Origin of the sequence: Nocardia sp. NBC_00508, assembly GCF_036346875.1 — a bacterium.
Lineage (GTDB): Bacteria > Actinomycetota > Actinomycetes > Mycobacteriales > Mycobacteriaceae > Nocardia.
The window spans coordinates 1918909-1942403 of record NZ_CP107852.1 but is presented as its reverse complement, the minus strand read 5'-3'; the positions used below and the strand labels follow the sequence as shown (position 1 = coordinate 1942403).

Sequence of the window (23495 nt, the reverse complement as noted above, 5' to 3'; positions counted from 1 at the left end):
TTCGCTCGAAAATGGGGGTTGGGCTGAGTGGTTGCGTGGGTCGGTAACCGCGGCATCAAGGGTGTGCCGCACTTCATCGGTAGCGCTGGGTGTCTGCCGCTGGCGACTTCGGCACGGACGCGACGGCCAGGTGCTAGTCGGACGCGGGCCGGGTCCTGCTGTGCGGTCGGGCCATTGCTGCGCTGCGCCGAACGTGTTGGCGGGCCGATATTGCGTGTATCGGCGTTGGCCGCGAATTCCCTGGTAGCACATTGCCGCCCGGAAACGATCGATGAAGTGGGCGGCGCCGTCAGCAGGAGGGGACGGCGCCGCCCACATAAGATCTGTGGAGAAGACCGGCCGAGAACAGTTTCGGGATGTTCAGGCGACGCCGATCAGCCGCAACAGCGCCGTTGTCGCGGCGGCGGCCACGATCACCACCAGGATCGGCTGCTGCTTCCAGGCGAGAGCGCCACCGACGAGAACGCCTGCGGGAACGGCGAATCCGAGACTTCCGGTGCCGACGGGCAGAGTGGTTACAGCTACCAGCGCGGTGAGTAGCACGACGGCGCCGATCTCCAGCAGGCGCACCACCCGTGCGGGGATGCGCACCCGTTCGCGCAGCACCGGGCCCGCCCAGCGGAAGGCGTAGGTACCCGCGGCGAGAGCGAATATTCCGGCGGCAAGCATCATCGCGCTTCCTGTGTGGTGACTGGACCCCGTTGCTCGCGCGCAGCGACGAGCACTCCCGAAAGAGCAAGCAGGACGGGCATTCCGGTGGGCAGGAAGGGCGCGGTGGCCAGGGCGACCGCAGTGCCGACGCACACCGCGCCGAGCGTGGCTCGATCACGCAGGGCGGGCAGCACCAGGGCGAGCAGCACCGCGGGAAACACCGCGTCCAATCCGAGTGCCGAGGTGTCGGGAACCACCGACCCGATCAATGCTCCGATCGCCGCACCGCCGGGCCACGCGAGCAGCACCCCCGTGCCGGCGACCCAGTAGGCCGCCCGCTTGCGCCCCGCGTCGGGCTGGGCGATGGCCAGTGCGACGGACTCGTCGTTCATCAGATGCACCCCGAGCGGCCGGCGCCAGCCGGTGCCGACCACGTCGGGAACCGACAGCCCGTACGGCAGATGCCTGGCGTTCACCAGCAGCCCCGCGAGCACCGCCGCGATCGGGCTACCGCCGGTGGCGACAATGCCGAGGAAGAGGAACTCCGAGCTTCCGGCGAGCACCACGCACCCGAGGAGGATCGGCAGCCAGATCGGGAAACCCGCACTCACCGCGGTCGCCCCGTAGGAGATCCCGATCACCGCGACGGCGACGCAGACGGCCGCAATGCCCATGAGCTCATCCCGACCGAGTGTTCGCCATATCGAACGCATGTTTCCTATGGTGAACATGGCAGGCCGGTTCGTCAATATGGTTTTCTGGTTGGCATGACGCAGCAGGACGCGACGACGACACCCCAGGCGGTGATCGCCGCCGCGCTGCGCCGCGAGCGCACCAAGGCCGGATTGTCGTTGAGCGAGGTCGCCCACCGGGCGGGCATCGCGAAATCCACGTTGTCGCAACTGGAATCGGGGACCGGGAATCCGAGCCTGGAGACATTGTGGGCGCTGTGCGTCGCCCTGGACATGCCGTTCTCCCGGTTGCTCGACCCGCCGCGCCCGAACGTGCACGTGATCCGGGCGGGCGAAGGACCGGTGGTGGCCGCCGAGCAATCGGAGTATCGAGCTACCTTGCTGGCCGCCGGTCCGGCCAACTCGCGCCGCGATTTGTTCCGCATCACCGCGGAACCAGGGCATGCGCGCAGATCGGATCCGCATATCTCGGGTGTCGTCGAGCACGTGCTGCTCGCCGAGGGCCGCGCGCTGGTCGGCCCGGTCGAGGCGCCGGTCGAACTACATCCCGGCGACTACATCGCCTACCCAGGAGATCGGCCGCATGTGTTCGAGGCCCTGGCATCGCCGACTTGGGCGACGCTGGTGGTCGAATACACCTGATCGATCAGGCCGCGCCTTCGCCGAGGTACTGCAACCACACCGGGTCGAGTTCCGCGGTGGTGGACAGCAGGCGCCAGTGTGGGCCCTTCGGCGAGACCAGCGGTGATCGCAGTGTCCAGCCCAGCTCGGTGAGTAGTTTGTCGGCCTTGCGATGGTTGCACGGCGCGCAGCTGGCGACGCAATTCTCCCAGGAGTGTTCCCCGCCGCGGCTGCGCGGGATGACGTGGTCGATGGTCTCTGCCTTGCCGCCGCAGTAGCCACACCGATAGCGGTCCCGGTGCATGAGGGCGGCGCGGGTCATCGGCACCCGGGCACGGTAGGGCACGTGGACGTAGCTGCGCAGGCGGATTACCGATGGAAGGGTGACCGACGTCTCGGCGGAGTGCACCACCGGCCCCTCGTCGTTGTGATGAACGGCGTCGGCCTTGTCGCAGATGAGGAGGACGATCGCGCGGCGCGCGGACAAAGCGGTGAGCGGCTCATAGGTGGCGTTCAACAGCAGCACCCTGGTCTTGAGCCAGCTCGTGCCCTCGGTGGGCGGTGCGGTGGGGCGGGGCCCATGGTCGTGATGGGCACGATGCCCGCCCGGATAATGTTCGGACAAGATGTGCAGCGGAGTGGCCCCCGACCCACGATTGTGGACGTCGGCGGGCTGGAGTTGTCGGTACGCTCGCGCCTCGTGTGACCTGGCGCTGTGCCGCTGCTTCATCTCGACCTCGATTTCATGATTGGCAGGATCATGTGGTATCTGCGGAGCAGAGACTGTCACCCAGTTGACCATGGAACGTCGGGCATTGCACGGTGATTTCCAACAATGTCCGGTTAACTGTGGCTGAAGAGCTGCCCAGCCGCGACGTTTTCCCGGCGCTGAGCGGCCGCGGGAGAGCAACCGCGCGCCGACGCGGGCACAATGGACAGCGGCGCATCCGGTGAATCGAGAGGGTCTATGACTTCGGGCGAGCAGACAGCGACGTCGTTCTACGAGGCGGTCGGCGGGGCGGAGACGTTCCGGCGGATCATCGCGACGTTCTATCGCGAGGTGGCGGCCGACGAGGTGCTGCGCCCGCTCTACCCGGAAGAAGACCTCGGTCCGGCCGAGCGCCGGTTGCGGATGTTCCTCGAGCAGTACTGGGGCGGCCCGCGCACCTACTCCGACGAGCGCGGACATCCGCGGCTGCGGATGCGGCACATGCCGTTCACCATCGGACCGATCGAGCGCGACGCCTGGTTGCGCTGCATGCGCATCGCGGTGGCGGAGGTCGAGCCGGAAACCCTCGACGACGAGCATCGCAAGGCGCTGCTCGACTACCTGGAGATGGCGGCCAACTCGCTGGTGAATGCCCCGTTCTGACAACCGGGCACACGCGCAGGGCCACGATGTGTTTCCGACCGCGTTGTGGTGGTCGTGCATTCGCCCTTTGGCACTATGGCGGATGTGATTGATGCACCAGCCGTAACGGCGCCGGTGGATCGCACCACCCAGCCGTGGTGGCGGTCGGCCGTGTTCTACCAGGTTTATCCGAGGTCCTTCGCGGATTCGAGCGGCGACGGGATCGGCGATCTCGGCGGAGTCCGGGACAAGCTCGGGTACCTCGAACTGCTCGGCGTCGACGCGCTGTGGGTCTGTCCGGTGATGCGTTCCCCGATGGCCGACGGTGGCTACGACGTCGCCGATCCGCGCGACATCGACCAGCTCTTCGGTGGTCTCGCCGCGATGGACGCGCTGATCGCCGAGGCGCATGCCCGCAGGCTCAAGGTCACGATGGACCTGGTGCCCAACCACACGAGCGATCAGCACCCGTGGTTCCGTGCGGCGCTGGCGGCTGGCCCCGGTAGCTCGGAACGGGAGCGGTACATCTTCCGCGACGGTCGCGGACCCGGTGGCGTCGCGCCACCGAACAACTGGCCGAGCATTTTCGGCGGGCCCGCCTGGACCAGGATCACCGAACCCGACGGCACCCCCGGACAGTGGTACCTGCACATCTTCGCCCGCGAGCAACCCGACCTGAACTGGGCCGATCCCGAGGTCGCCGCCGATTTCGAGCAGACTCTGCGGTTCTGGCTCAACCGTGGCGTGGACGGGTTCCGGCTCGACGTCGCGCACGGCATGGCCAAACCCGACGGCCTGCCCGACATGTCCGAGCTCTCCGTCTCGGCGCTGCTCGCTCACGATGACAGCGACCCGCGCTTCAACAACCCCGCGGTACACGAGATCCACCGCCGGATTCGCAAGGTGGTGGACGAATATCCGGACGTGGTGACCATCGGCGAGGTGTGGGTGAACGACAACACCCGCTTCGGGGAGTACGTGCGCTCCGACGAACTGCACCTGGCGTTCAATTTCCGCCTCGCCGAGTCCGGGTTCGGTGCCGAGGCGGTGCGCGACGCGATCGACAACTCGCTCGCCGCCGTCGGGCCGGTGTTCGCCGTGCCGACCTGGACGCTGTCCAACCACGACATCGAGCGTGAGGTCACCCGGTACGGCGGTGGCGCGGTCGGTGTCGCGCGGGCGCGGGCGATGATCCTGCTCGAGCTCGCGTTGCCCGGCGCCGTGTTCATCTACAACGGCGCCGAGCTGGGACTGCCCAACGTGGACGACCTGCCGGAGGAGGCGCTGCGGGATCCGGTGTGGGAGCGCTCCGGGCACATTCAGCGCGGCCGCGATGGCTGCCGGGTGCCGCTGCCCTGGGAGGGCGCCGTGCCGCCGTTCGGGTTCACCAGCGGGGCGCCCTGGCTGCCGATTCCCCCCGAGTGGGCGGGGCTGACGGTCGAAGCGCAGCTGGAGCAACTCGGCTCCACCCTGTCGCTGTACCGCATGGCGATCGAACTGCGTCGACTGCGTCCGGAGTTCTCGGGGGACCGGATCGAGTGGTACGGCAGTCCGCCGGGCTGTCTGGCGTTCCGGCGGCCCGGCGGACTGGTCTGCGTGCTCAACGCCTCGGACGCGCCGATCCAGCTGCCGCCGGGGGAGGTGCTGCTGGCCAGCGCGCCGTCCGAAGGTGGCCAGCTGCCGCCGAACGCGACGGCCTGGTTGGTCTGAGCAAGATCGAAAAGCCCAGGTCGTGGCCCGGTGAAGTGGACACGGACAGCCCACGGGTTCGACCGGACGGAGAACTACTACAGACGATCGTCTACCCTTCGACCCGTGAGCATTCTCGAGACAGTGCTGATCTTCGTCGGCATTCCGCTGGTGATCTACGGCGTCATCGCCGGATTGTCGTTTCTCGGTAAGCCACTGCCTGGTGAGAAGCCGGTCCACTTCGCCCTCGGCCAGAAGTGGACCCAGTCGCCAGTGCTGTGGAGTGCTACCGACGAGGTGACCATCTCGGGTCACCACATCGCAGAGACCTCGCATGGACAGCATGCGGCCATCGAGTCCACCGAGGTGGAGCTGATCGGAGGACGGGCAAGTGGCAGGTTCTAAGTGGCCCGCGGTGGTCGAAGCCGATCTGCCGCACGGATACGCGCTCACCAGCAGCGGGCGCGTATCCGGCGTGCACGAGGCGGGCGATGTGTTCAAGGAAGCGCCGTTCAACGATCACGAGCGGCTCACGATGGACAACGTGCTCACCGAGGCGACCCGCGCGACCAAGGTGCGCTTCACCGTCTACATCGGGGATCTGGGCGAGGACCCGGCCGCGGGCGCGGACGCGATCTTCCCCGATACGCCCGAGGCGGCGCGTTCGGTGTTCATCGCCGTCTCGCCCAACGAGAAGGCGATCGAGGTGCGCTCGGGCCGCGACGTCGCCGACCGCGCGAACGATCGCGTCTGCCAGCTGGGCGTCACCGCGGCACTGAGCTCGTTCCGGCAGGGCCAGCTGATCGACGGCCTGGTCTCCGCGGTCCGCGTGATGGCCGCGGCCATCGGCCGCTGATTCACCCCCAGCGCATACCAGCGCGCTCACTCGTTTCGGCGCGCCGCGGTATTTCGCGATTCCGTTGCCCCGGAACGACATAGCGCGGAAATCGAAGCCGCGTTGGCGGCACAATGCGGATAGGGCGTGCTCATCACGATGATGAGCACGCCCTCTTTCGGCTGTCAGGTCCCACATCCAGCACGTCGAGCCCGGAGGGTCGATCGGCTGTCCGTTGGCCCGGCGTGCGCCGGGCCGACCGAGGACGCCGGTTCAGCCCTGAGCGTCGAAGGCGCGGGCGCGCAGCGAGCGTTCGATGCCTGCCTTGCCTTCGCTCACCAGGCGGCGTAGGGCGGGTGGGTGGTCGCCCGCGAGGAACTTGTCGGCGACGGACACCGCGTCCTCGCTGATCGCCCAGTGCGGGTAGAGGCCGACCACCACGGTTTGGGCGACCTCGCTGGAGCGCCGCTCCCAGACGCCGGGGATCTCCGCGAAATACCGCTCCACGTAGGGGGCGAGCAGGTCACCCTGTCCGGCGGGCGCGAATCCGCCGACGATCGAGCGGGCGGTGACATTGGGCACCGAGTCGTCGCCCATCACCGTCGTCCACGCCTGTTGCTTCACCTCGGCGATCGGCCGCGCCGTCGCCGCGGCGGCCGCCTGGCGCTTGCCTGCGGCGGTCGGGTCGTTGGCCAGTTCCTGGTCGATGACGGGGGTTTCCATGCCGTCGGCGTCGATCTCTCCCGCCGCCGCGAGCGCGGACACGAGTCGCCAACGCAGGTCGGTGTCCACCACCAGGCCGGCCAGCCCGACCTTCGCCGGGTCGCCGTCGAGCAGTTCGCGCAGCACCTCGGTGTGCCAGTCCGACAGCTTCGCGCCGGTCAGCGCGTTGACGAAGGCCAGCTGGTGATCTGAGCCCGACTCGGCCTCGCGAGCGAGCTCCAGCAGCCGGTTCGCGTAGTCCGGCCAGCCGGTGGCCTCGGCCCAGGCCGGATCGGCGTAGCTGCCGAGCGTGAGGTTGGCCTGCATCAGAAGTCGTTGCACCACACCGATTTCGGTCTCGGCGCCGACACCGCGCTGGATCAGCGCGACGAAATCGCGGGCGCGGAACTCGGCCTGGCGAGTCATCTCCCAGGCCGCCGACCAGGCGAGCGTGCGCGGCAACGGCTCGGCGATGTCCGCGATGCGGTTGACCAGCACGTCGAGCGAGCCTGCGTCCAGCCGGACCGAGCAGTAGGTGAGGTCGTCATCGTTGACCAGCACGAACCTGCCGCGCGGCACGCCGACCAGCTCGGGGACCTCGGTGCGCTCGGTGGCGTCGAGGTCGAGTTCGACGCGCTTGGTGCGCACCAGCTTTCCGTCCTGATCGTCGTAGACGCCGACGGCGAGACGGTGCACGCGCTGTTCGCCCGCGCCCGGCTGGGCGCCCTCCTGAACCACGGCGAACGAGCGGAATCGGCCCTCGGCGTCCACCTCGAAGTCGGGGCGGAGGATGTTCAGGCCCGTGGTCTTCAGCCACTGGGCGCCCCAGGTTGACAGGTCCCGCCCGGACGACTTCTCCAGCGCCGCCAGCAGGTCGTCGAACGTGGCGTTGCCGTAGGCGTGCTCGGCGAAGTAGGCGCGCAGCCCCGCAAGGAACGGCTCCAGACCCACATAGGCGACCAGCTGCTTCAGGACGCTGGCGCCTTTGGCGTAGGTGATGCCGTCGAAGTTCACCTCCACGGCGGCGAGATCCGGGATGTCCGCGGCGATCGGGTGCGTGGAGGGCAGCTGGTCCTGCCGGTAGGCCCAGGACTTCTCCACGTTCGCGAACGTCGTCCATGCGTTCGCGTACTCGGTGGCCTCGGACTGGCACAGCACCGAGGCGAAGGTGGCGAACGACTCGTTCAGCCACAGGTCGTCCCACCACTTCATGGTGACCAGGTCACCGAACCACATGTGCGCCATCTCGTGCAGCACGGTCTCCGCCCGGCGCTCATAGGACGCACGGGTCACCTTGGACCGGAAGACGTAGTCCTCCAGGAAGGTCACCGCACCCGCGTTCTCCATCGCACCCGCGTTGAACTCCGGCACGAACAGCTGGTCGTACTTGCCGAACGCGTAAGGGACGCCGAAATTGCCGTGATAGAAGCCGAAGCCCTGTTTGGTTTCGGTGAACAGCCGCTCGGCGTCCATGTATTCGGCCAGCGAGGCGCGGCAGTAGAGGCCGAGCGGGATGCTGCCGTGCTCGTCGGTGTAGACGTCGGTCCAACGCGCGTACGGACCCGCGATGAGCGCGACCAGGTAGGTGCTCATCTTCGGGCTGGTGCGGAAGACGTGCCTGCCCGGGTCCGCGGCGAGCGTTTCCACGACGGCGCTGTTGGACACCACCTGCCAGTCCGCGGGCGCGGTGACGGTGAGGTCGAAGGTGGCCTTCAGATCGGGCTGATCGAAGCAGGCGAACATCCGCTTGGCGTCGGCGGTTTCGAACTGCGAGTACAGGTACACGGCGTCGTCGGTGGGATCGACGAACCGGTGCAGGCCCTCGCCGGTGTTCGAGTATTCGCAGTCGGCTTCCACCACCAGCTCGTTGCGCTCGGCCAGATCGGTCAGCGCGATCCCGGTCGACTCGTCGTAGCCGGAGACGTCCAGTGCGGCGCCGTTGAGCACCGCCGAGCGCACACCGCGCGCCACGATGTCGATGAACGTGCTCGCGCCCGGCGTCGCGGTGAAGGTGATGGTGCTGCGGGAAGAGAAGGTCTGCTCGCCAGGTTTGCCCGCCCCGTCGGTCAGTTCCAGATCGATGCGATAGTTCTCGACCGACACCGTCGAAGCGCGTTCGATCGCCTGTTCACGAGTGAGGTTGGGTGCGGACATAAGGCTCCTTCGTGGTCGAAGAACTGGCACGTGCGCCACCAACAATGCCATCTCGGTGCGGCAGGCCGCGCGGGACTTTCCAGGCCGACCTCGGTGAGCCGGTTCGTCACCGCTAGCGGCCGTGCCCGAGGGGCGACGGTATTGTGCCTGGTGCAGCGCAGTTCACCAGCACGGATTCGGAGGCTCGACGTTGAAGCATGTGCACGCCGGGAAGGTGCGTGACCTGTACGAGGACGGCGACACGCTGCTGCTGGTCGCCTCGGACCGAGTGTCGGTGTACGACGTGGTCTTGCCGACGCCGATCCCGGACAAGGGCGCGCTGCTGACGCAGTTGTCGAACTGGTGGTTCGAGTACTTCACCGACGTGCCGAACCACGTGGTCTCCGCCACCGACGTGCCCGCCGAGTTCGCCGGCCGCGGCATTCGGGTCAAGCCGCTGAAGATGGTGCAGGTGGAGTGCATTGCGCGCGGTTATCTGACCGGGTCGGGTCTGGCGGAGTACCGGCGGACGGGCTCGGTGTCCGGGGTGGCGCTGCCGCCGGGACTGCGTGAGGGGGACAAGCTGCCCGAGCCGATCTTCACGCCGACCACCAAAGCATCCGAGGGACACGACGAGTCGATCACTTTCGCGGACGTGGTGAACCAGGAGGGTCGCGAGGTCGCCGAGCGGCTGCGCGAGCTGACCCTGCACATCTACGCCCGCGGTGCGGCGCATGCCGCCGAACGCGGCGTCATCGTCGCCGACACCAAGGTCGAATTCGGCTGGGACGGAGACGTCCTCACCCTCGGTGACGAGGTGCTCACCTCGGATTCGTCGCGTTTCTGGCCCGCCGCCGAATGGGAACCGGGCCGTGGGCAGCGCTCGTTCGACAAGCAGTTCGTCCGCGACTGGGCCACCTCCACCGGCTGGGACAAGGAGCCGCCCGGCCCGGAGATCCCCGCCGAGGTGGTCGCGGCGACGCGCCAGAAGTACGTGGAGGCCTACGAGCTCATCACCGGCCGGACCTGGACGGGCGTTCCGCGATGAGTCCGTACCGCCAAGGGATGAATAGCCTACGGTCGTCGGCGGTCGAGTGCAGCACGGATCAACTCCCGTGCCGCTTCGCCGGTTACCGACAATTCAGCGAGTTCGCCGAACAACCGACCATAGATTGCAATTTCCCTCGGCTGAGTGATCGTCAATTCCGCTGTGGCCGCTTCGACCAGAACCATTCGTTCATCGAACATTACGAAGTTGGTAACTTGCATTGGTAATTCTGCCTGCGCCGGGACAATACCGAGCAGAACCCTGGGTAATCCGATGACGGCGAGGAGCCGGTCCAGCTGACCGACCATGACCGAGTCACCGCCGACCGTGGTCTGCAAGGCTTGCTCGCCTACCAAGATATGGAACCGATGGTTCCCTTTGTACAGAAGTTGTTGTCGTTCGAGGCGTTTCGCTACGCCTTCGTCCAAGTCGTCTGGCACCCGGTAGAAGTCGATATATCGGCGGAGCACTGCCGCAGCGTATTCCGCAGTTTGGAGTATCCCAGGGATGATGTTCGGCTGAAAGATCCGCATGAGTTGGGACTCTTCAGCCAGCCTCACCGCTTGATGCTGTCGTCGCTTGGTGCCGGTGCCGAGCACCTTGCGCCACTCCATGTACGCGGCCTGGACGTTCCGCAGGGTGGCTATCAGGTCGGGTAGTTGAGCCTCGTTGCCTGTGTGGCGGCAGTAGGCCCTTAGATGCGCTTCTGTGGGGCTACGGTCCCCGGTTTCGATCTTTGACACCACGGACTCATGCCAGCCAGCGAGAGACGCAAGCTGACGGCCGGACAACCCGGCATCACGACGAAGCCCCCGGAGGGTTGCCCCGAGGGCTCGACGTGCTTCGTGAACGGAGCTTGTCACCGCTGGGCATACTCCGCGTACGGGATTGCCAGCTTCCAGAGCCGTTCGCGTACCTCTTGGCAGTACGCGACGATTCCGCGGTCTGTGGTTACCGCCAGCCCGGCCGGTGCCCCGATCGGATCGGTGAGGTTGTAGACAACTCGCTCTCCGTCCAGAAGCCACCAGTCGTCCGGAGGTACCTCTCCGGCAAGGTTCCTTGCCACGTACCGAATATCCTCACCTGCTTCGACGTTGTAGCCGGTGACCGACAGCAACCACCGCTGATAGTCCGAGAGTGGTTCGGTAACCACCCGGACACGGCTCACGGTCACACCCCTGCCGGTCGTCTTCTGCATGAGGTCTTGCCACGGCGTCCGTGTGTACGGCGCTGGTTCGCCAGCGAGGAACGCGCGTATCCGGGAATCCTCGTCGGCTACGTGGTAAGCATCGCGGACTTCCAGGTGGAACGCATCCCGCTTCAGCTCATGGAACAGCTTCGGCCACAGGTCCGGCTCATCGTTAGGCCGCAGCAGCATTGCCATAAAACGTCCTAATCAGTTCGGGGAGTGAGCCATCCGGCAAACTCCTTGGTGGTAGCCGACCGGTAGGTGAGCACTCGTGCGTCCTGGACGTTGAGTCCTGAAGAAAGACTGTGCCCCTGCCGGTAGGTCGGGAGAGTTGATCGCTGCTGGGATGTCGTGCCCGTTCGTGGTGATGTGAGCACTGCTTGATTAGGTCGCTGATGGTTCTCTCGCTGGCTGCTCGACGGTGATCGGCATCGAGAATGGGAGGACCATTGCGACTGTTCGTAGGAGACGACTGGGCTCAGGATCATCACGATGTGGAGGTGATGGATGGCTCCGGTCGCCGTCTGGCCAAGGCGCGCCTTCCTGCGGGGGTGGCCGGGATGGGCAGGTTGCACGCGATCATCGGGGATCTGGTCGGCGACGACGTCGATGAGGCCGAAGTGCTGATCGGGATCGAGACCGACCGGGGTCCCTGGGTTGGGGCGCTGGTCGCCGCGGGATACACGGTGCTGGCGGTGAATCCGTTGCAGGCGGCCCGATTCCGTGACCGGTTGGGGGTCTCCGGCGCCAAGAGCGACGCCGGCGACGCGCACGTGCTGGCGGATATGGTCCGCACCCACTCGCATGAACTGCGGTCTGTCGCTGGGGATTCCGCGCGTGCGGAGGCGGTGAAGGTGGTGGCCCGCATCCATAAGACGATGATCTGGGAACGCACTCGCCACACCCAGCGGCTGCGGCACGCGCTGGGTGACTATTTCCCCGCGGCGCTGGCCGCCTTCGACGACCTCGACGCCGCTGACACCCTTGAGCTGCTCGCCAAGGCACCCACCCCGACCCAGGCAGCCCGACTGACGATCGCCCAGATCAGCGCCGCGTTGAAGCGGGCGCGCCGCCGCAACGTCGCGGACAAAGCCGCCGCGATCCAGACCGCGTTGCGCTCCGACCAGCTCGGCCAACCCGAGGTCGTCACCGATGCCTACGCTGCCTCGGTGCAGGCGCTGCTGGCGGTTCTGACCGTCCTCAACACCCAGATCAAGACTCTGCAAGGGCAGGTCGAGGCCCATTTTTCCAAGCACCCGGCCGCTGACATCATCTTGTCCCAACCAGGTTTGGGGCCGGTCCTCGGTGCCCGGGTGCTCGCAGAGTTCGGTGATGACCCCGACCGCTACGCCAGCGCCAAGGCCCGCAAGAACTACGCGGGCACCTCCCCGATCACCCGCGCGTCGGGCAAGAAGAAAGTCGCTCTGGCCCGGTTCGTGCACAACGACCGGCTCATCGACGCCCTCACAACACAGGCATTCTCCGCGTTGTTGTGGTCCCCGGGTGCCCGCGCCTACTACGACCGGCAGCGAGCCCGCGGCGTCGGCCACAACCCCGCCCTGCGCCAGCTCGCCAACCGACTCGTCGGCATCCTGCACGGCTGCCTCAAAACCGGCACTCACTACAACGAGGCCACCGCCTGGCCTCACCTGGGCGAGAAGGCTATTGCTTGACATTCAAGCCTCCTGGGATGTCTTTCTTGCTTCGGCACCTCTATGGCGGTTTCGCCAGGGTAGATGTCCATCTGTGCCAGCGCTTCGGCGTCGGTCACCGATTTGCCGGACACAAGGAAGGTGCCCCTGCCGGTATCGGTCATGGTCGCGCCGATGAAGGTGTCCGGCTCCAAGAAGCCGAGTAGCAAGTGTGGTATCTCGATGGTGCCTGGTGTGTCCGTGATCCATCCTTGTGCTAGGTAGGTACCTCTTTCGGTGGTGTAGAGGGTTGGGCAACCCCCGGAGTCCGATCCGCCACTGCCCAGGAACACTAATTTCATCGTCGTAACTGCCGTCTATTGGTATGACGTTGTTTGGCGTCTGCCTCTCTCATCGTCCCGCAGATGGACCCGCTGTGCGGCCGGTACAACGAACTTCCGCCAAGTTCCGCCAAGTTCCTGGCTACGGCCGGTCTTGACTCCTTAGCGTTCTGAGCTGGCCCCCGTGACATGTGACGCCCAACCGGTCACGGGGTGCCTACCAACTGCCTAGGAGGGGTCGCGATGGACAGGCGTACGAGGGTTGTCGTGTTCGACGGCGGACTGTTGGAGGTCGCCGACTACGAAGACACCTACGACGACGGCGCTGTGTATCTGGAGTTGCGTACTCTGCCGCAACGGGTTCCGGGTGCTGCCGAGATAGATCCCCCGGGTAGCCCGTTCGAGCCTGCCGACGCCGAACTGTCCGGGCGTGTGCTGCGACTGCTCCGAGACCTGCCGTGATCACGCTCGGATGGTTCATCGCGATCGGGGTTCCGCTGGCGGTGTTCGCCGCAGCGGTGTTCTGGCCTGAGCGGAGACCGAAGGACCGGACCGTCAGGGGAATCCGCGAACGGATCGAACGCGAGGACACGGGCCGGATGAAGCCCGATGCGGCACGGGAGTACTGATCGGCCCGCTGGTCAGGCTATTTGAAATGGAGAAGACGTTGCGTAACAACATTTCTCGGCTGAGCATCAGCGTCGCAGCGCTCGGCGCGATGCTGATTTCCGGCGCAGGCAGCACTATCGCGAACGCCAGTCCCAGCGGGCCGCTGGTGATCGATGCGCGAAGACAGCTGTGTGACAACGGATTCATCTTCTCAAAGCCGACGATCATACGGCCGGAGGTTCATGCAGACGCATGGGCGAAATGCGACATTCCCCGCGACGGCGACCCTGGTCTCACGCATGACTACTACCTGAGCTTGCAGCGGCTCAGTAACTCGGGCCAGTGGGAATCCGTTGGCGAGCACGTACGAACCAGGCTGGTGCCGTGGTCGCGCCGGACTCACACCGCCACTGCTCCGTGTGTGCCGGGGAAGTGGCGTATGTATGCCCAGGTCGTGGGTACGATCCAGGGCAGGCCATACGGCCCGATCGAGACCATATCCGGTACGCGAGATGTTTCGGCCGACGACTGCAAAATAGGCGGATGACATGCGATTGCCGAACGGACGGCGGCACGCCGACTACGACGGTCCGGTTACCATGCGCGATCACCTGACCGGTCTGTGGAGGGCGGCGACGCGACCACGATCCCGGCGATGGCTGAACACGCGGTACACGGGTGGGGGCCACATGCTGCTTCGCGAGATGGGGTGGTGGACAGTGCGACCCATGATCGGGTGGCGGTCACGGCGATGGGTGAGCAAGCCGACGTGCGCAACCCGCGCCATCCCCCGCAACGATCTCGAGGCAGCCCGGAACTGGATGGTCGCGTCTCTCGGAATCTGACGGAACCAAGCTCGTACGCCATACAGCCGTGACCGAAGTACGCCCCGGTTTGGCGTGGCGAGTTTGCGTTCACCAGTATGGATTCGGAGGCTCGACGTTGAAGCATGTGCCGCCAGGAAGGCTGGGCGTAGCGGCCGGTCAGCCCGCCAGGTGCTCGGTCAGCCGGTCCAGATAGGGCCGCTGGCCCGCGACCAGCTTGTCCCGCGCGGTGGCCGGGTCGAACCACTCGGCGCGATCGATTTCCGGGAAGTCCACGAACCGGCCCGAGTGCGGCGGCCACTCCAGCTGGAAGGTTCCCGGCACGACCTCGGCGGGGTCCACGTCGCCCTCGACAGCCCAGGCGGTGAGGATCTTCTTTCCCTTGCCGCTGCCGTAGCGCACCTCGCCCAGCGGTACCCACGCGCCATCGGGAACCGGGAGACCGAGCTCTTCGGTGAACTCGCGGCTTGCCGCAACGCGCGCGTCCTCGGTCTCCGGCTCGTACTCGCCCTTGGGAATCGACCACGCGCCCAGGTCTTTTCGCGTCCAGAACGGCCCGCCCATGTGCCCGAGCAAAACCTCGACCGCACCGGCCGTACTTCGGCGAAACAGCAGGACGCCCGCACTGTGTTTGTCTGCCACACCGCGTAGTCTGCCTCGGCCGCAGTCGGCTACATGCCCCAGCCCGCTCGTGTCCCCGTCCCCAGTCGAAGCCGCGGCACCGCCAGCCCTGCCGATCGAATCGAGCACAGCCCTGGAACGGCCAACCGTGCCTGCTGCCGTCACCACTGCAGGCGCTGCAAATCAAACACAGCGCAGACGCGCGGCGCGGATGGTCAGGTAGTCGCGTTCGGGGATGCTGGTCGTGCGGGCGGCGGCACTGGCGTAGTGGGTGATCGCGGCGTCGACATCGCCTGCCATCTCATGCAGATGACCGCGCACCGCGTCGAGGCGGTGTGTGCCGGTGAGTTGGTCATCGAGTGTTTCGGCAAGTGCGAGGCCTGCTTCGGGCCCCGCCACCATGGCCGTGGCCACCGCACGGTTGAGCGTCACCATCGGGTTGTCGGTGCACTGCTCGAGCCGGTCGTACAGTGCCAGGATCGTGGTCCATTCGGTGTCCTCGACGCGGGCGGCCTGGGCGTGCAGAACTGCGATGGCGGCCTGGATCTGGTAGGGCCCGCGCAGGCCACCGGCCAGGGTGCCGGTGATCAGCGTGGTTCCCTCGGTGATCAGCGCCCGGTCCCACTGCGCGCGGTTCTGTTCGGCCAGCGGGATCAGCTCCCCGTGTGCGCCGCTGCGTGCCGCGCGGCGGGCGTCGGTGAGCAGCATCAGTGCAAGCAACCCGGTGACCTCCGGATCCTCGGGCAGGAGCCGGCGCACCGCCCTGGTGAGCCGGATCGCCTCCTCGGACAGGTCCGTGCGTTGCAGGGCCGGTCCCGAGCTGCTGGTGTGTCCCTCGTTGAAGATCAGGTACAGCACGTGCAGGACCGCGCCGAGCCGCTCACGCCACTGATCGTCATCGAGCCGCGCGAAAGGCCGCTCCACGGAGGCCAGTTTCTTCTTCGCCCGCGTGATCCGTTGCGCCATGGTTGCTTCCGGCAGCAGGAAGGCGCGGGCGATCTGTTCGGTGCCGAGCCCACCGACCGCGCGCAACGTGAGTGCGATGGCGGCGGCCGGGGACAGCGTCGGGTGGCAGCACAGGAACAGCATGGTGAGCGTGTCGTCATGGTCGACCGGGACGGCGCCGGTCACCTCGCGGTCGGACGCGGTGGCCTCCCTGCGCCGCCGGGCCACCTCCGCGCGCACCGCGTCGGCCATGCGCCGCTGCGCCACCTGGGTCAGCCAGGCGCGCGGATGATCCGGCAGGCCGTGCTCGACCCATTGGGTCGCGGCCGCGAGCAGGGCTTCCTGCAATGCGTCCTCGGCGGTGTCGAAATCGCCGAACCGGCGGACGAGCGTTCCGAGGACCTGCGGCGCCAGTGTGCGCAGCAGGTCCTCGGTGCTCGCCGGGAGCGGTGTGTCGTCGGGCACCGCACGCCGGTCGCTCACTGCTCGGTGGCGTCCCGGCCTCGCCACCCGGGGGCGCCCATCACCGCGCGGACTTCGATGTACTCGCCAATCGGTTTACCGCCGGGGCCGGGTGCGGCGGAGGCCTGCGCGGCGATCTCGCAGGCCCGTTCGGGGCTGTCCACGTCGACGAGCCAGTACCCGGCCAGGAACTCCTTGGTCTCCGGAAACGGCCCGTCGGTGATCACCGGCGCCGACCGCCCGTCCGAACTGACCACCCGCGCCTCGCTCGGCCCGGCCAACCCCTGCGCGTCCACCAGCTCGCCCGACTCGGCGAGCTGCGCACCGAGCGCGCGCTGGAAGTCTATGTGCGCTTGGATCTCTTCCGGCGACCATTCGTTGATCGGTGTGTCGCAGAAGCTTGTGGGCCCGTAGGTCTTCAACAGCATGTACTTCACCGTTCGTTTCCTCTCCTCCGGCGCTCGGCCGCGTGGAACGCCTGGTGCGTCCGCGATGAGGTCGGTGCCCGGCGCACGGATTCGACACATTCACCGCGTGATACACGTCACAGTGCCGTCGTGGTGTCGGCGAGCCGATCCGGATCCACGGGCTCGCCCGCCAGGATCAGTTCTTTGATCCGGTCGGTCACGTCCCAGACGTTCACGTTCATTCCGGCGAGCACCCGGTTGTCCGCGTCCAGCCAGAACGCCACGAACTCGCGGGCCGCCAGGTCACCGCGCACGGTGACCCTGGCGTACTCGCCCGGCGCGGCGTACCCGGTGTACTCCATGCCCAGGTCGTATTGATCGGTGAAGAAGTAGGGCAGCCGCTCGTAGGCGGCCTCTTTGCCGAGCATGGTCGCGGCGGCGACCGCAGGCTGGTTGAGTGCGTTCGCCCAGTGCTCCACGCGGATCCGCCGGTCCAGGACGGGGTGCCGATGGGCGGCGATGTCGCCGACCGCGACGATGTCCGGATCGCTGGTGACCAGGCGTTCGTCGACGAGCACGCCGTCGTCCACGGCGAGCCCGGCGTCGGCGGCCAGCTCCACGTTCGGGCGCGCGCCGACCGCGACCAGCACCGCGTCGGCTTCGATCGTGCTGCCATCGGCGAGCCGGACACCGTTGGCGACCGCGGTGGCGATGGCGTCCTCGGTGGTGATCGACTCGACCTGCGCGCCGAAGCGGAAATCCACACCGTTGGCCCGGTGCAGGTCGGCGAATACCTGGCCCATCTCCGGCCCGAGCGCCGCCCGCAGTGGCAAGTCACCGAGTTCGACGATGGTCACCTCGACGCCCGCCGCACGCGCCGCGGCCGCGACCTCGAGACCGATCCACCCCGCCCCGATGATGACCATCCGGCGGGTGCCGTTGAACAGCTCGATCAGCGTGTCGGAGCCCTCGATGGTGCGCAGCGTGTAGACGTTGGGTGCGTCGGCGCCGGGAATGGACAGGGTGCGCGGCGTCGAGCCGGTGGCGAGCGCGAGTTTGTCGTAGGGCAGCGTCGAACTGTCCGGCAGGGTGACCGTCTTCGCCGCGGGGTCGAGTCCGGTGACCGTGGTGCCGAGACGTACATCGACGTGGTGGTCGCGGTACCACTGGGCGGGCTGCACGAGGAACTCGCCGAATGCCTTCTTGCCGGCGAGATGCTCCTTCGACAGCGGCGGCCGGTGGTAGGGGAGGTGTTCCTCGGCGCCGATCAGCGTCACAGTTCCGTCGAAGTCCTTGTCCCGCAACGCTTCCGCGACCTTGGCCGCAGCCAGTCCGCCGCCGACGATGACGAAACGCTGGTCAGAACTCATCGCGGACTCCTTCTCCGAAGGGAACCAAGCTCCTGCCGATCACCCTACTGGCAGCCGGGTGGGCGGCTCTGGAAAACGGCGCGCCGGGCGGGAACGAATCGCGCGCCGGTGTGGTTGCTCGGAAGGCGGCGAGCTGTGCGCCGCGCGCCAGCATGCGATCGAGAGGAAGCCCCCGTGACTGACAAAGCCACCAAGGACGTCGCCGATTTCTGGTTCGACCCGCTCTGCCCCTGGTGTTGGATCACCTCTCGCTGGATCCTCGAGGTCGAGCAGGTCAGGGACATCGAAGTCCGGTTCCACGTGATGAGCCTCTCGGTGCTGAACGGGGGCAAGGAGGTGCCTCCGCAATACCAGGAACTGCTGGACACGGGCTGGGCGCCGGTCCGCGTCGCGATCGCGGCGGCGCAAGAGCACGGCGAGAAGGTGCTGTCGCCGCTGTACACCGCGATGGGCACGCGTATCCACAACCGGCGCGACGAGTACCAACGCGAGACTCGTAAGGAGAAGCTCGCCGCGGTGATCGCCGACTCGCTCGCCGAGGTCGGTCTGCCGGCGGAACTGGCCGCGGCCGCCGAGAGCACCGAGTACGACGAGGCTCTGCGCAAGAGCCACCACGCGGGCATGGACAAGGTGGGACCGGACGTCGGGACCCCGACCATCCACATCAACGGGACGGCGTTCTTCGGCCCGGTCCTGTCTCGCATTCCGCGGGGCGAGGAAGCGGGCAAGCTGTGGGACGGCGCCGTTGCGCTGGCGTCCTACCCGCACTTCTTCGAGTTGAAGCGGACGCGAACCGAAGATCCGTCGTTCGACTGAGTACCGCGGGGCGAGTGCCGCCCGCGGCACTCGCCCCTTCACAGCACGGATTTCGGCGGATTCGCCGGCACCGCACCGTAGGAACTCGGGTAGCCACCCGGCGCCGTAGCGATACCCGCGGGCGGGTTCGGGCGCAGGAAAAGCTTGCCGTGCCTGCTGCGATCGCGCAGCGCCCACATGCGCCAGGTGAGCACCGGGTGACTGGACAGGGCATTGACCATCCAGACGAAGAAGCCCTTCTCGACCGCCGCACGATCGGCCATCTCGTCGAAGCCGATCAGCCTGTTCATGTACTTGCCCGCGGCCAGCGTGCCCATCGCGGCGGACGCACCGGTTTGCCGGTTGCAATAGCCATGGTTGTCGGCGGTGAACTCCTGCGCGCGGATCAGACTGCTTCCGATGATCGGCAGGAACGGCACGAGGAACATGCCCAGCTGCCGCCAGTACGAGGCGTGCCCGGCCGCGATGTGGCCGACCTCGTGGCCGATGATGAACGCCAGCGCGTCGGGTTCGCGTGCGGCGCCGCCGATCTCGAACAGGTCGCTGTAGACCACCACGAAGCGCCGGAAGCCGTGTCCGCTGGCGAACGCGTTGATCTGGCCGTTGCCGAGCACCACGTACGCGTCCGGCACCTTCGCCATGCCGAAGCGGGCGGCCGCGTCCACCACCAGTTGATAGCCCTCGGGGAACTGCGTCGGCGACATCTTGACGCCGTTCACCCGCTGCGAGGCGTAGGTGATGCCGCGACCGAACCACAGCAGCAGCGGGGCCGCCACCAACGCCAGGACGTATTGGTCGACATTGCCGGTCGCCAGGAGCAGCAAGGCGATCAGGTAGGCGAAGACGGTCAGCACGATCACGATCACGAGCATCGGAATCTCCCAGCTGTGCCGGGCGGGCATGCCGAACGGCGACAGACCACGCGGCTGCTGCTGCGGTGGCACCGCAGGTGGCATCGGCGCACCGGGGTAACGGCCGTATGCCGGATACGACCCGGCGGGCGCCTGCGGGTAGGGCGCCGAGGGATACGGCTGTCCGTAGGGTGCGGCGGGCGGGTTCGGAACCTGGACCCATCCGTCCTGCTGGGTATACGCGTCGGCCTGCCGGCCCGCCTGGTCGTGCGGCTGGGGTTCGTGCGGCTGCATGAGATGAACTCTATTCAGTCGATGGGAACGGGTCGGGCCGCGTACGCGGGATCGTTGCCGCGAACACAGCTGCCGTATCAGTGGGATTCGCGCCGACGGGCGCTGGTGTCAACGGTGGGGTGTGCCCTGTTGCCCGCCGCGCCGCAGCGGCCTGACACAATGCCTGCCATGCGCGTTTACCTGGGTGCCGACCATGCCGGTTTCGAACTGAAGAATCACGTCAAGGCCCATCTGGAGCAGGCGGGCCACGAGGTCGTCGACTGCGGCGCGCTCGACTACGACCCGCTCGACGACTACCCCGCGTTCTGCATCGAGGCGGCCCGCCGCACCGTCGCCGACCCGGGCAGTCTCGGCCTGGTATTCGGCGGCAGCGGCAACGGCGAGCAGATCGCGGCGAACAAGGTGCCCGGCGCCCGCTGCGCGCTGGCCTGGAGCGTAGAGACCGCGAAGCTGGCTCGTGAGCACAACAACGCGCAGCTGATCGGCATCGGCGGCCGGATGCACTCGACCGAGGAGGCGCTGGCCATCGTGGACGCGTTCCTCGCCACCCCGTGGTCGGGCGAGGAGCGCCACCAGCGCCGCATCGACATCCTGGCCGAGTACGAGAAGACTGGTATAGCCCCGGAGGTTTAATACTTGCGTGCCGACTGATTTCGCGAGGACATGGGTAACTCACCGGGTACGCCCAAAATCCGAGCGGCATCCAGCGCAGGACCTGAACGCAAATCGTGTGCCACCTAACTGGTACGGCCTGAATACCCGGAGAGGCGGGGGAGTTGCCGGAGGGGCATACGCTGCACCGTCTCGCGCGGCTGCATCAGCGTCGTCTCGCGGGTGGTGCGGTGCGCGTGTCCAGCCCGCAGGGTAAGTTCGCCGCCGGCGCGGCCCGGGTGGACGGACGGGTGCTGACCAAGGCCGAGGCGTGGGGCAAACATCTGCTGCACCACTACGAGTCGGGCCTCGTCGTGCACGTGCATCTCGGCTTGTACGGCACGTTCAGCGAATCCGCGCTGCCGATGGGAGAACCGGTCGGGCAAGTCCGGATGCGCATGTTCGGGGAGCTGGATGGACCGTCCGGTTTCGGCACCGATCTGTGCGGCCCCGCGGCCTGCGAGATCCTGCTCGAGCCCGAGGTCGCCGCGCTCACCGAGCGGCTCGGCCCGGACCCGCTGCGCCGCGGCGCCGACCCGGACCGCGCCTGGCGGCGCATCCATCGCTCGCGCAGGCCGATCGGCGCGCTGCTGATGGACCAGCAGGTGGTGGCCGGCGTCGGTAACGTCTACCGTGCGGAACTGCTCTTCCGCCATCAGATTTCACCGCATCGTCCCGGCGTGGCGCTGTCGGCCGACGAATGGACTGCCATGTGGACCGATCTCGTCGCGCTGATGCGGGTGGGGGTGCGCGTCGGGAAGATGGTCGTGGTGCGACCCGAACACGACCACGGCGAGCCGTCGTATGCGTCCGATCGTCCGCGCACCTACGTCTACCGCAGGCAGGGAGCGCCGTGCCGTCTGTGCGGCACGCCGATAGCGCATCAGGTCATGCAGGCGCGAAACCTCTTCTGGTGCCCCTCCTGTCAACCGGACTGACCGACCCGGACCGGGCGCACCCGGCCCATGCCGGTCAGCCGGCGACGGCGGTGTCGATATCCGGCTCGTCCGCAATGGCGAAGCGGCGGCCGCCCGCGGTCTTGGCGGAATACATGGCCCGGTCGGCGCGGCGGAGCAGATCGGTGAAATCGAACGGGGCGCCCGGCGGGTTGTAGGCGGTGCCGACGCTGGCCGACACCGGAACCGGCCCCGCCGAGGACCAGACCGGATCACGCAGCGCGGCCACGATCCGGTGCGCGAGGTCGCCGAGAGAGTTGCGGTGCGGATTGGTGGCGAGTACGAACTCATCACCACCGTAACGGCAGATCACCGTGTCCGGCGGGCAGGCTTCGCGGAGCCTGCTGGCCAGTTCGACCAGTACCTCGTCGCCGATCGCGTGTCCGTAGCCGTCGTTGATCTGCTTGAACCGGTCCAGGTCGATCAGCAGCAGCCCGACGCCTCGGCTCGGATCGGTGGCCATCAGCCGGACCTTGTCCTGCAACAGCGTGCGGTTGGCCAGATCGGTGAGCGCGTCGTGGGTGGCCTCGTGGCGCAGCCGGTGCTGCAGCGCGGCGATCTCCTGGACCCGCAGCGACACCTTGGCCGAGAGGTTCTGCTCCTGCTGCGCGAGCGCCCGCTCTTGCAGTGCCTGCGCGTAACTGTCGATGGCCTGGCTGGCGATGAACGGCCAGCGCGTGGCCACCAAGGAACCCGGCGTTCCGGAGGGAAAGCCGAGCAGCCATCGCGTGGCCTGTGCCAGCATCCGGATCCGGTCGAACGGCGCCTCGGCGAGCCTGGCCCCGAGCATCCGCGCTTCGGGCACGGGGAACGGCTCGGACCTCGCCAGCGTGAGCAGTCGCTCGACGATCTCGATCAGCACCGGCTCCAGCAGTTGGGGTGTCGCGCCCGAACCCGGTTCGGCGCAGACCGCACGGGCCCATGCTCGGGCCATGGTGGCTACCGGGGGTTCGATGTCGGAGGACATCGGACTCACCCGGCGTGGGTGACGTCGGTACCCAGCTGCCCTGTGCTGACACAGGCGCCGGCGTCACGCTGATCGTTCCCACTGCTACGCGGTTGTGTCCACCTGGTTCGGCGCACGCTCACCGCCCCCTTTCCAGATACCCCCGTCCGGCAAAAAGGATCCTAGCAAGCCACTCGGCATCGAAAAGCACCGTTTTGCAACGTGTTATCGACACCTCGCGAATGGCGATCGGGAATGTGATCGTTCCCGTCGTGTTGGTGTTACACCCGCATTCTGTTCGCTGCAAAATCGCGCCGCGACGCGCTGGCGACACGCTGTAGGACGTGGGCAGGCAGTGCCGCGCAGGCTCCGGCGTCGCTTCCGCGCTCGGCCGGGGGACGGCGGCGGCGGTTGCCGCGCGATTAGCCAACCATGCGCCGGAGGGAGACGTCCTCGGGGCACGCTGCCCCGAGGAGGTGCCGGTACCGTGGCCGACGCTCGGCAACACGCCGAGTGCGCCGGCAGTGACGGCGAGTCGTGCGGTCCTCATCGGAAATCCCCTGAGCGATGTTTCCTGGCGTGGCCGGTGGCGGGTCGGCCACGCTTCCCCGGCGGGGTCGTCACGTGTCATTAGAGTTTCGCCCAGCGGCATCCGACACGCCAGAGTTTCAATGAAAAACACCCTCTAAATTTTGGCTCCAGCGCGCTGCTCCGGTGCGGCGGCCGGGTCGTGCGACACTTGGTGCGGCAACCCTGGAGCGCTACGGTCCGCATCGTCGAGGTCACGCTGCCCGAGGGGGCTGATTGGCATTTCGGAAGCCGGATTCGGTACAGTCGGATCGCACACGGCATCGTGGCGA

Annotated in this window: 26 protein-coding genes; 13 read left to right on the top strand and 13 right to left on the bottom strand. The window is 67.3% G+C overall.

Going from position 1 to position 23495, the window contains the following annotated elements; all coding sequences use genetic code 11:
- Positions 1 to 360 precede the first annotated feature (360 nt).
- Positions 361 to 672 (bottom strand): AzlD domain-containing protein, encoded by a 312-nt coding sequence (locus OHA40_RS08720; RefSeq protein ID WP_330232558.1) that lies wholly within the window; start codon positions 670 to 672, stop codon positions 361 to 363.
- Positions 669 to 1364, bottom strand: coding sequence for an AzlC family ABC transporter permease (locus tag OHA40_RS08715; protein WP_330232557.1), 696 nt, complete (start codon positions 1362 to 1364; stop codon positions 669 to 671). The genes OHA40_RS08720 and OHA40_RS08715 overlap by 4 nt, the downstream gene beginning before the upstream one ends.
- Before the next feature lie 54 nt (positions 1365 to 1418).
- Between OHA40_RS08715 and OHA40_RS08710 the strand changes: the two genes are divergently transcribed.
- Complete coding sequence (locus OHA40_RS08710; RefSeq protein WP_330232556.1) at positions 1419 to 1985, top strand: helix-turn-helix domain-containing protein; 567 nt, start codon at positions 1419 to 1421, stop codon at positions 1983 to 1985.
- A 4-nt stretch (positions 1986 to 1989) separates the two neighbouring features.
- Here OHA40_RS08710 and OHA40_RS08705 read toward each other — a convergent pair whose 3' ends face one another.
- Positions 1990 to 2694: an HNH endonuclease gene (locus OHA40_RS08705; protein WP_330234097.1), complete on the bottom strand. Its 705-nt coding sequence runs from the start codon at positions 2692 to 2694 to the stop codon at positions 1990 to 1992.
- Positions 2695 to 2931: 237 nt separating this feature from the next.
- On the opposite strand from OHA40_RS08705, the gene OHA40_RS08700 reads away from it, so the two are divergent.
- From OHA40_RS08700 to OHA40_RS08685, 4 genes are all read left to right on the top strand, one after another.
- Positions 2932 to 3336, top strand: coding sequence for a globin (locus OHA40_RS08700; protein WP_330232555.1), 405 nt, complete (start codon positions 2932 to 2934; stop codon positions 3334 to 3336).
- Positions 3337 to 3411: 75 nt separating this feature from the next.
- Positions 3412 to 5025, top strand: coding sequence for a glycoside hydrolase family 13 protein (locus OHA40_RS08695; protein ID WP_330232554.1), 1614 nt, complete (start codon positions 3412 to 3414; stop codon positions 5023 to 5025).
- A 105-nt stretch (positions 5026 to 5130) separates the two neighbouring features.
- Positions 5131 to 5409 (top strand): aa3-type cytochrome oxidase subunit CtaJ, encoded by a 279-nt coding sequence (gene ctaJ, locus OHA40_RS08690; protein WP_330232553.1) that lies wholly within the window; start codon positions 5131 to 5133, stop codon positions 5407 to 5409.
- Positions 5396 to 5860, top strand: a complete 465-nt coding sequence (locus OHA40_RS08685; RefSeq protein WP_330232552.1) for a DUF5130 domain-containing protein — start codon at positions 5396 to 5398, stop codon at positions 5858 to 5860. The genes ctaJ and OHA40_RS08685 overlap by 14 nt, the downstream gene beginning before the upstream one ends.
- Before the next feature lie 252 nt (positions 5861 to 6112).
- Here the strand turns inward: OHA40_RS08685 and pepN are convergent, their stop codons facing one another.
- On the bottom strand, positions 6113 to 8695 hold the full coding sequence (gene pepN / locus OHA40_RS08680) for an aminopeptidase N (RefSeq protein ID WP_330232551.1): 2583 nt from the start codon (positions 8693 to 8695) through the stop codon (positions 6113 to 6115).
- A gap of 190 nt (positions 8696 to 8885) precedes the next feature.
- Between pepN and OHA40_RS08675 the strand changes: the two genes are divergently transcribed.
- Positions 8886 to 9722 carry a phosphoribosylaminoimidazolesuccinocarboxamide synthase gene (locus tag OHA40_RS08675; RefSeq protein WP_330232550.1) on the top strand — a complete coding sequence of 279 codons (837 nt, stop codon included), beginning with the start codon at positions 8886 to 8888 and terminating at the stop codon, positions 9720 to 9722.
- Positions 9723 to 9748: 26 nt separating this feature from the next.
- Here the strand turns inward: OHA40_RS08675 and OHA40_RS08670 are convergent, their stop codons facing one another.
- Positions 9749 to 10585, bottom strand: a complete 837-nt coding sequence (locus OHA40_RS08670) for a helix-turn-helix domain-containing protein (protein WP_330232549.1) — start codon at positions 10583 to 10585, stop codon at positions 9749 to 9751.
- A complete protein-coding gene (locus OHA40_RS08665) occupies positions 10582 to 11106 on the bottom strand; it encodes a DUF6879 family protein (protein WP_330232548.1) in 525 nt (174 codons plus the stop codon). Before OHA40_RS08665 ends, OHA40_RS08670 begins: the two co-directional genes overlap by 4 nt.
- 242 nt (positions 11107 to 11348) lie before the next feature.
- On the opposite strand from OHA40_RS08665, the gene OHA40_RS08660 reads away from it, so the two are divergent.
- Complete coding sequence (locus OHA40_RS08660; protein ID WP_330230074.1) at positions 11349 to 12584, top strand: IS110 family transposase; 1236 nt, start codon at positions 11349 to 11351, stop codon at positions 12582 to 12584.
- Here the strand turns inward: OHA40_RS08660 and OHA40_RS08655 are convergent.
- On the bottom strand, positions 12557 to 12904 hold the full coding sequence (locus tag OHA40_RS08655) for a hypothetical protein (RefSeq protein ID WP_330232547.1): 348 nt from the start codon (positions 12902 to 12904) through the stop codon (positions 12557 to 12559). The two genes, OHA40_RS08660 and OHA40_RS08655, sit on opposite strands and share 28 nt — an antisense overlap.
- Before the next feature lie 222 nt (positions 12905 to 13126).
- Between OHA40_RS08655 and OHA40_RS08650 the strand changes: the two genes are divergently transcribed.
- From OHA40_RS08650 to OHA40_RS08640, 3 genes are read left to right on the top strand one after another with little or no spacing between them, the layout of a single operon-like run.
- Entirely contained in the window at positions 13127 to 13345 is a 219-nt protein-coding gene (locus OHA40_RS08650) for a hypothetical protein (protein ID WP_330232546.1), read from the top strand.
- On the top strand, positions 13342 to 13512 hold the full coding sequence (locus OHA40_RS08645) for a hypothetical protein (protein ID WP_330232545.1): 171 nt from the start codon (positions 13342 to 13344) through the stop codon (positions 13510 to 13512). The genes OHA40_RS08650 and OHA40_RS08645 overlap by 4 nt, the downstream gene beginning before the upstream one ends.
- A 26-nt stretch (positions 13513 to 13538) precedes the next feature.
- Positions 13539 to 14039, top strand: coding sequence for a hypothetical protein (locus OHA40_RS08640; RefSeq protein ID WP_330232544.1), 501 nt, complete (start codon positions 13539 to 13541; stop codon positions 14037 to 14039).
- A gap of 436 nt (positions 14040 to 14475) precedes the next feature.
- Here the strand turns inward: OHA40_RS08640 and OHA40_RS08635 are convergent, their stop codons facing one another.
- The 4 genes from OHA40_RS08635 to OHA40_RS08620 all read right to left on the bottom strand — a co-directional run bounded on the left by OHA40_RS08635 (position 14476) and on the right by OHA40_RS08620 (position 18121).
- Entirely contained in the window at positions 14476 to 14958 is a 483-nt protein-coding gene (locus OHA40_RS08635; protein WP_330232543.1) for an NUDIX domain-containing protein, read from the bottom strand.
- 162 nt (positions 14959 to 15120) lie between these two features.
- On the bottom strand, positions 15121 to 16365 hold the full coding sequence (locus OHA40_RS08630) for an RNA polymerase sigma factor (protein WP_330232542.1): 1245 nt from the start codon (positions 16363 to 16365) through the stop codon (positions 15121 to 15123).
- Complete coding sequence (locus OHA40_RS08625; protein ID WP_330232541.1) at positions 16362 to 16781, bottom strand: YciI family protein; 420 nt, start codon at positions 16779 to 16781, stop codon at positions 16362 to 16364. Before OHA40_RS08625 ends, OHA40_RS08630 begins: the two co-directional genes overlap by 4 nt.
- A 107-nt stretch (positions 16782 to 16888) precedes the next feature.
- Positions 16889 to 18121 carry an NAD(P)/FAD-dependent oxidoreductase gene (locus tag OHA40_RS08620; RefSeq protein WP_330232540.1) on the bottom strand — a complete coding sequence of 411 codons (1233 nt, stop codon included), beginning with the start codon at positions 18119 to 18121 and terminating at the stop codon, positions 16889 to 16891.
- A 174-nt stretch (positions 18122 to 18295) separates the two neighbouring features.
- On the opposite strand from OHA40_RS08620, the gene OHA40_RS08615 reads away from it, so the two are divergent.
- A complete protein-coding gene (locus OHA40_RS08615; RefSeq protein ID WP_330232539.1) occupies positions 18296 to 18937 on the top strand; it encodes a mycothiol-dependent nitroreductase Rv2466c family protein in 642 nt (213 codons plus the stop codon).
- Between the two features lie 38 nt (positions 18938 to 18975).
- On the opposite strand, the gene OHA40_RS08610 is transcribed toward OHA40_RS08615, so the two are convergent.
- Positions 18976 to 20082 (bottom strand): M48 family metallopeptidase, encoded by a 1107-nt coding sequence (locus OHA40_RS08610; RefSeq protein ID WP_442943955.1) that lies wholly within the window; start codon positions 20080 to 20082, stop codon positions 18976 to 18978.
- 168 nt (positions 20083 to 20250) lie between these two features.
- On the opposite strand from OHA40_RS08610, the gene OHA40_RS08605 reads away from it, so the two are divergent.
- Both OHA40_RS08605 and OHA40_RS08600 read left to right on the top strand, forming a co-directional pair.
- Positions 20251 to 20715, top strand: coding sequence for a ribose-5-phosphate isomerase (locus OHA40_RS08605; protein WP_330232538.1), 465 nt, complete (start codon positions 20251 to 20253; stop codon positions 20713 to 20715).
- A 143-nt stretch (positions 20716 to 20858) separates the two neighbouring features.
- Positions 20859 to 21671, top strand: a complete 813-nt coding sequence (locus OHA40_RS08600; protein ID WP_330232537.1) for an Fpg/Nei family DNA glycosylase — start codon at positions 20859 to 20861, stop codon at positions 21669 to 21671.
- Positions 21672 to 21705: 34 nt separating this feature from the next.
- On the opposite strand, the gene OHA40_RS08595 is transcribed toward OHA40_RS08600, so the two are convergent.
- Complete coding sequence (locus OHA40_RS08595) at positions 21706 to 22656, bottom strand: GGDEF domain-containing protein (RefSeq protein ID WP_330232536.1); 951 nt, start codon at positions 22654 to 22656, stop codon at positions 21706 to 21708.
- Positions 22657 to 23495 lie beyond the last annotated feature (839 nt).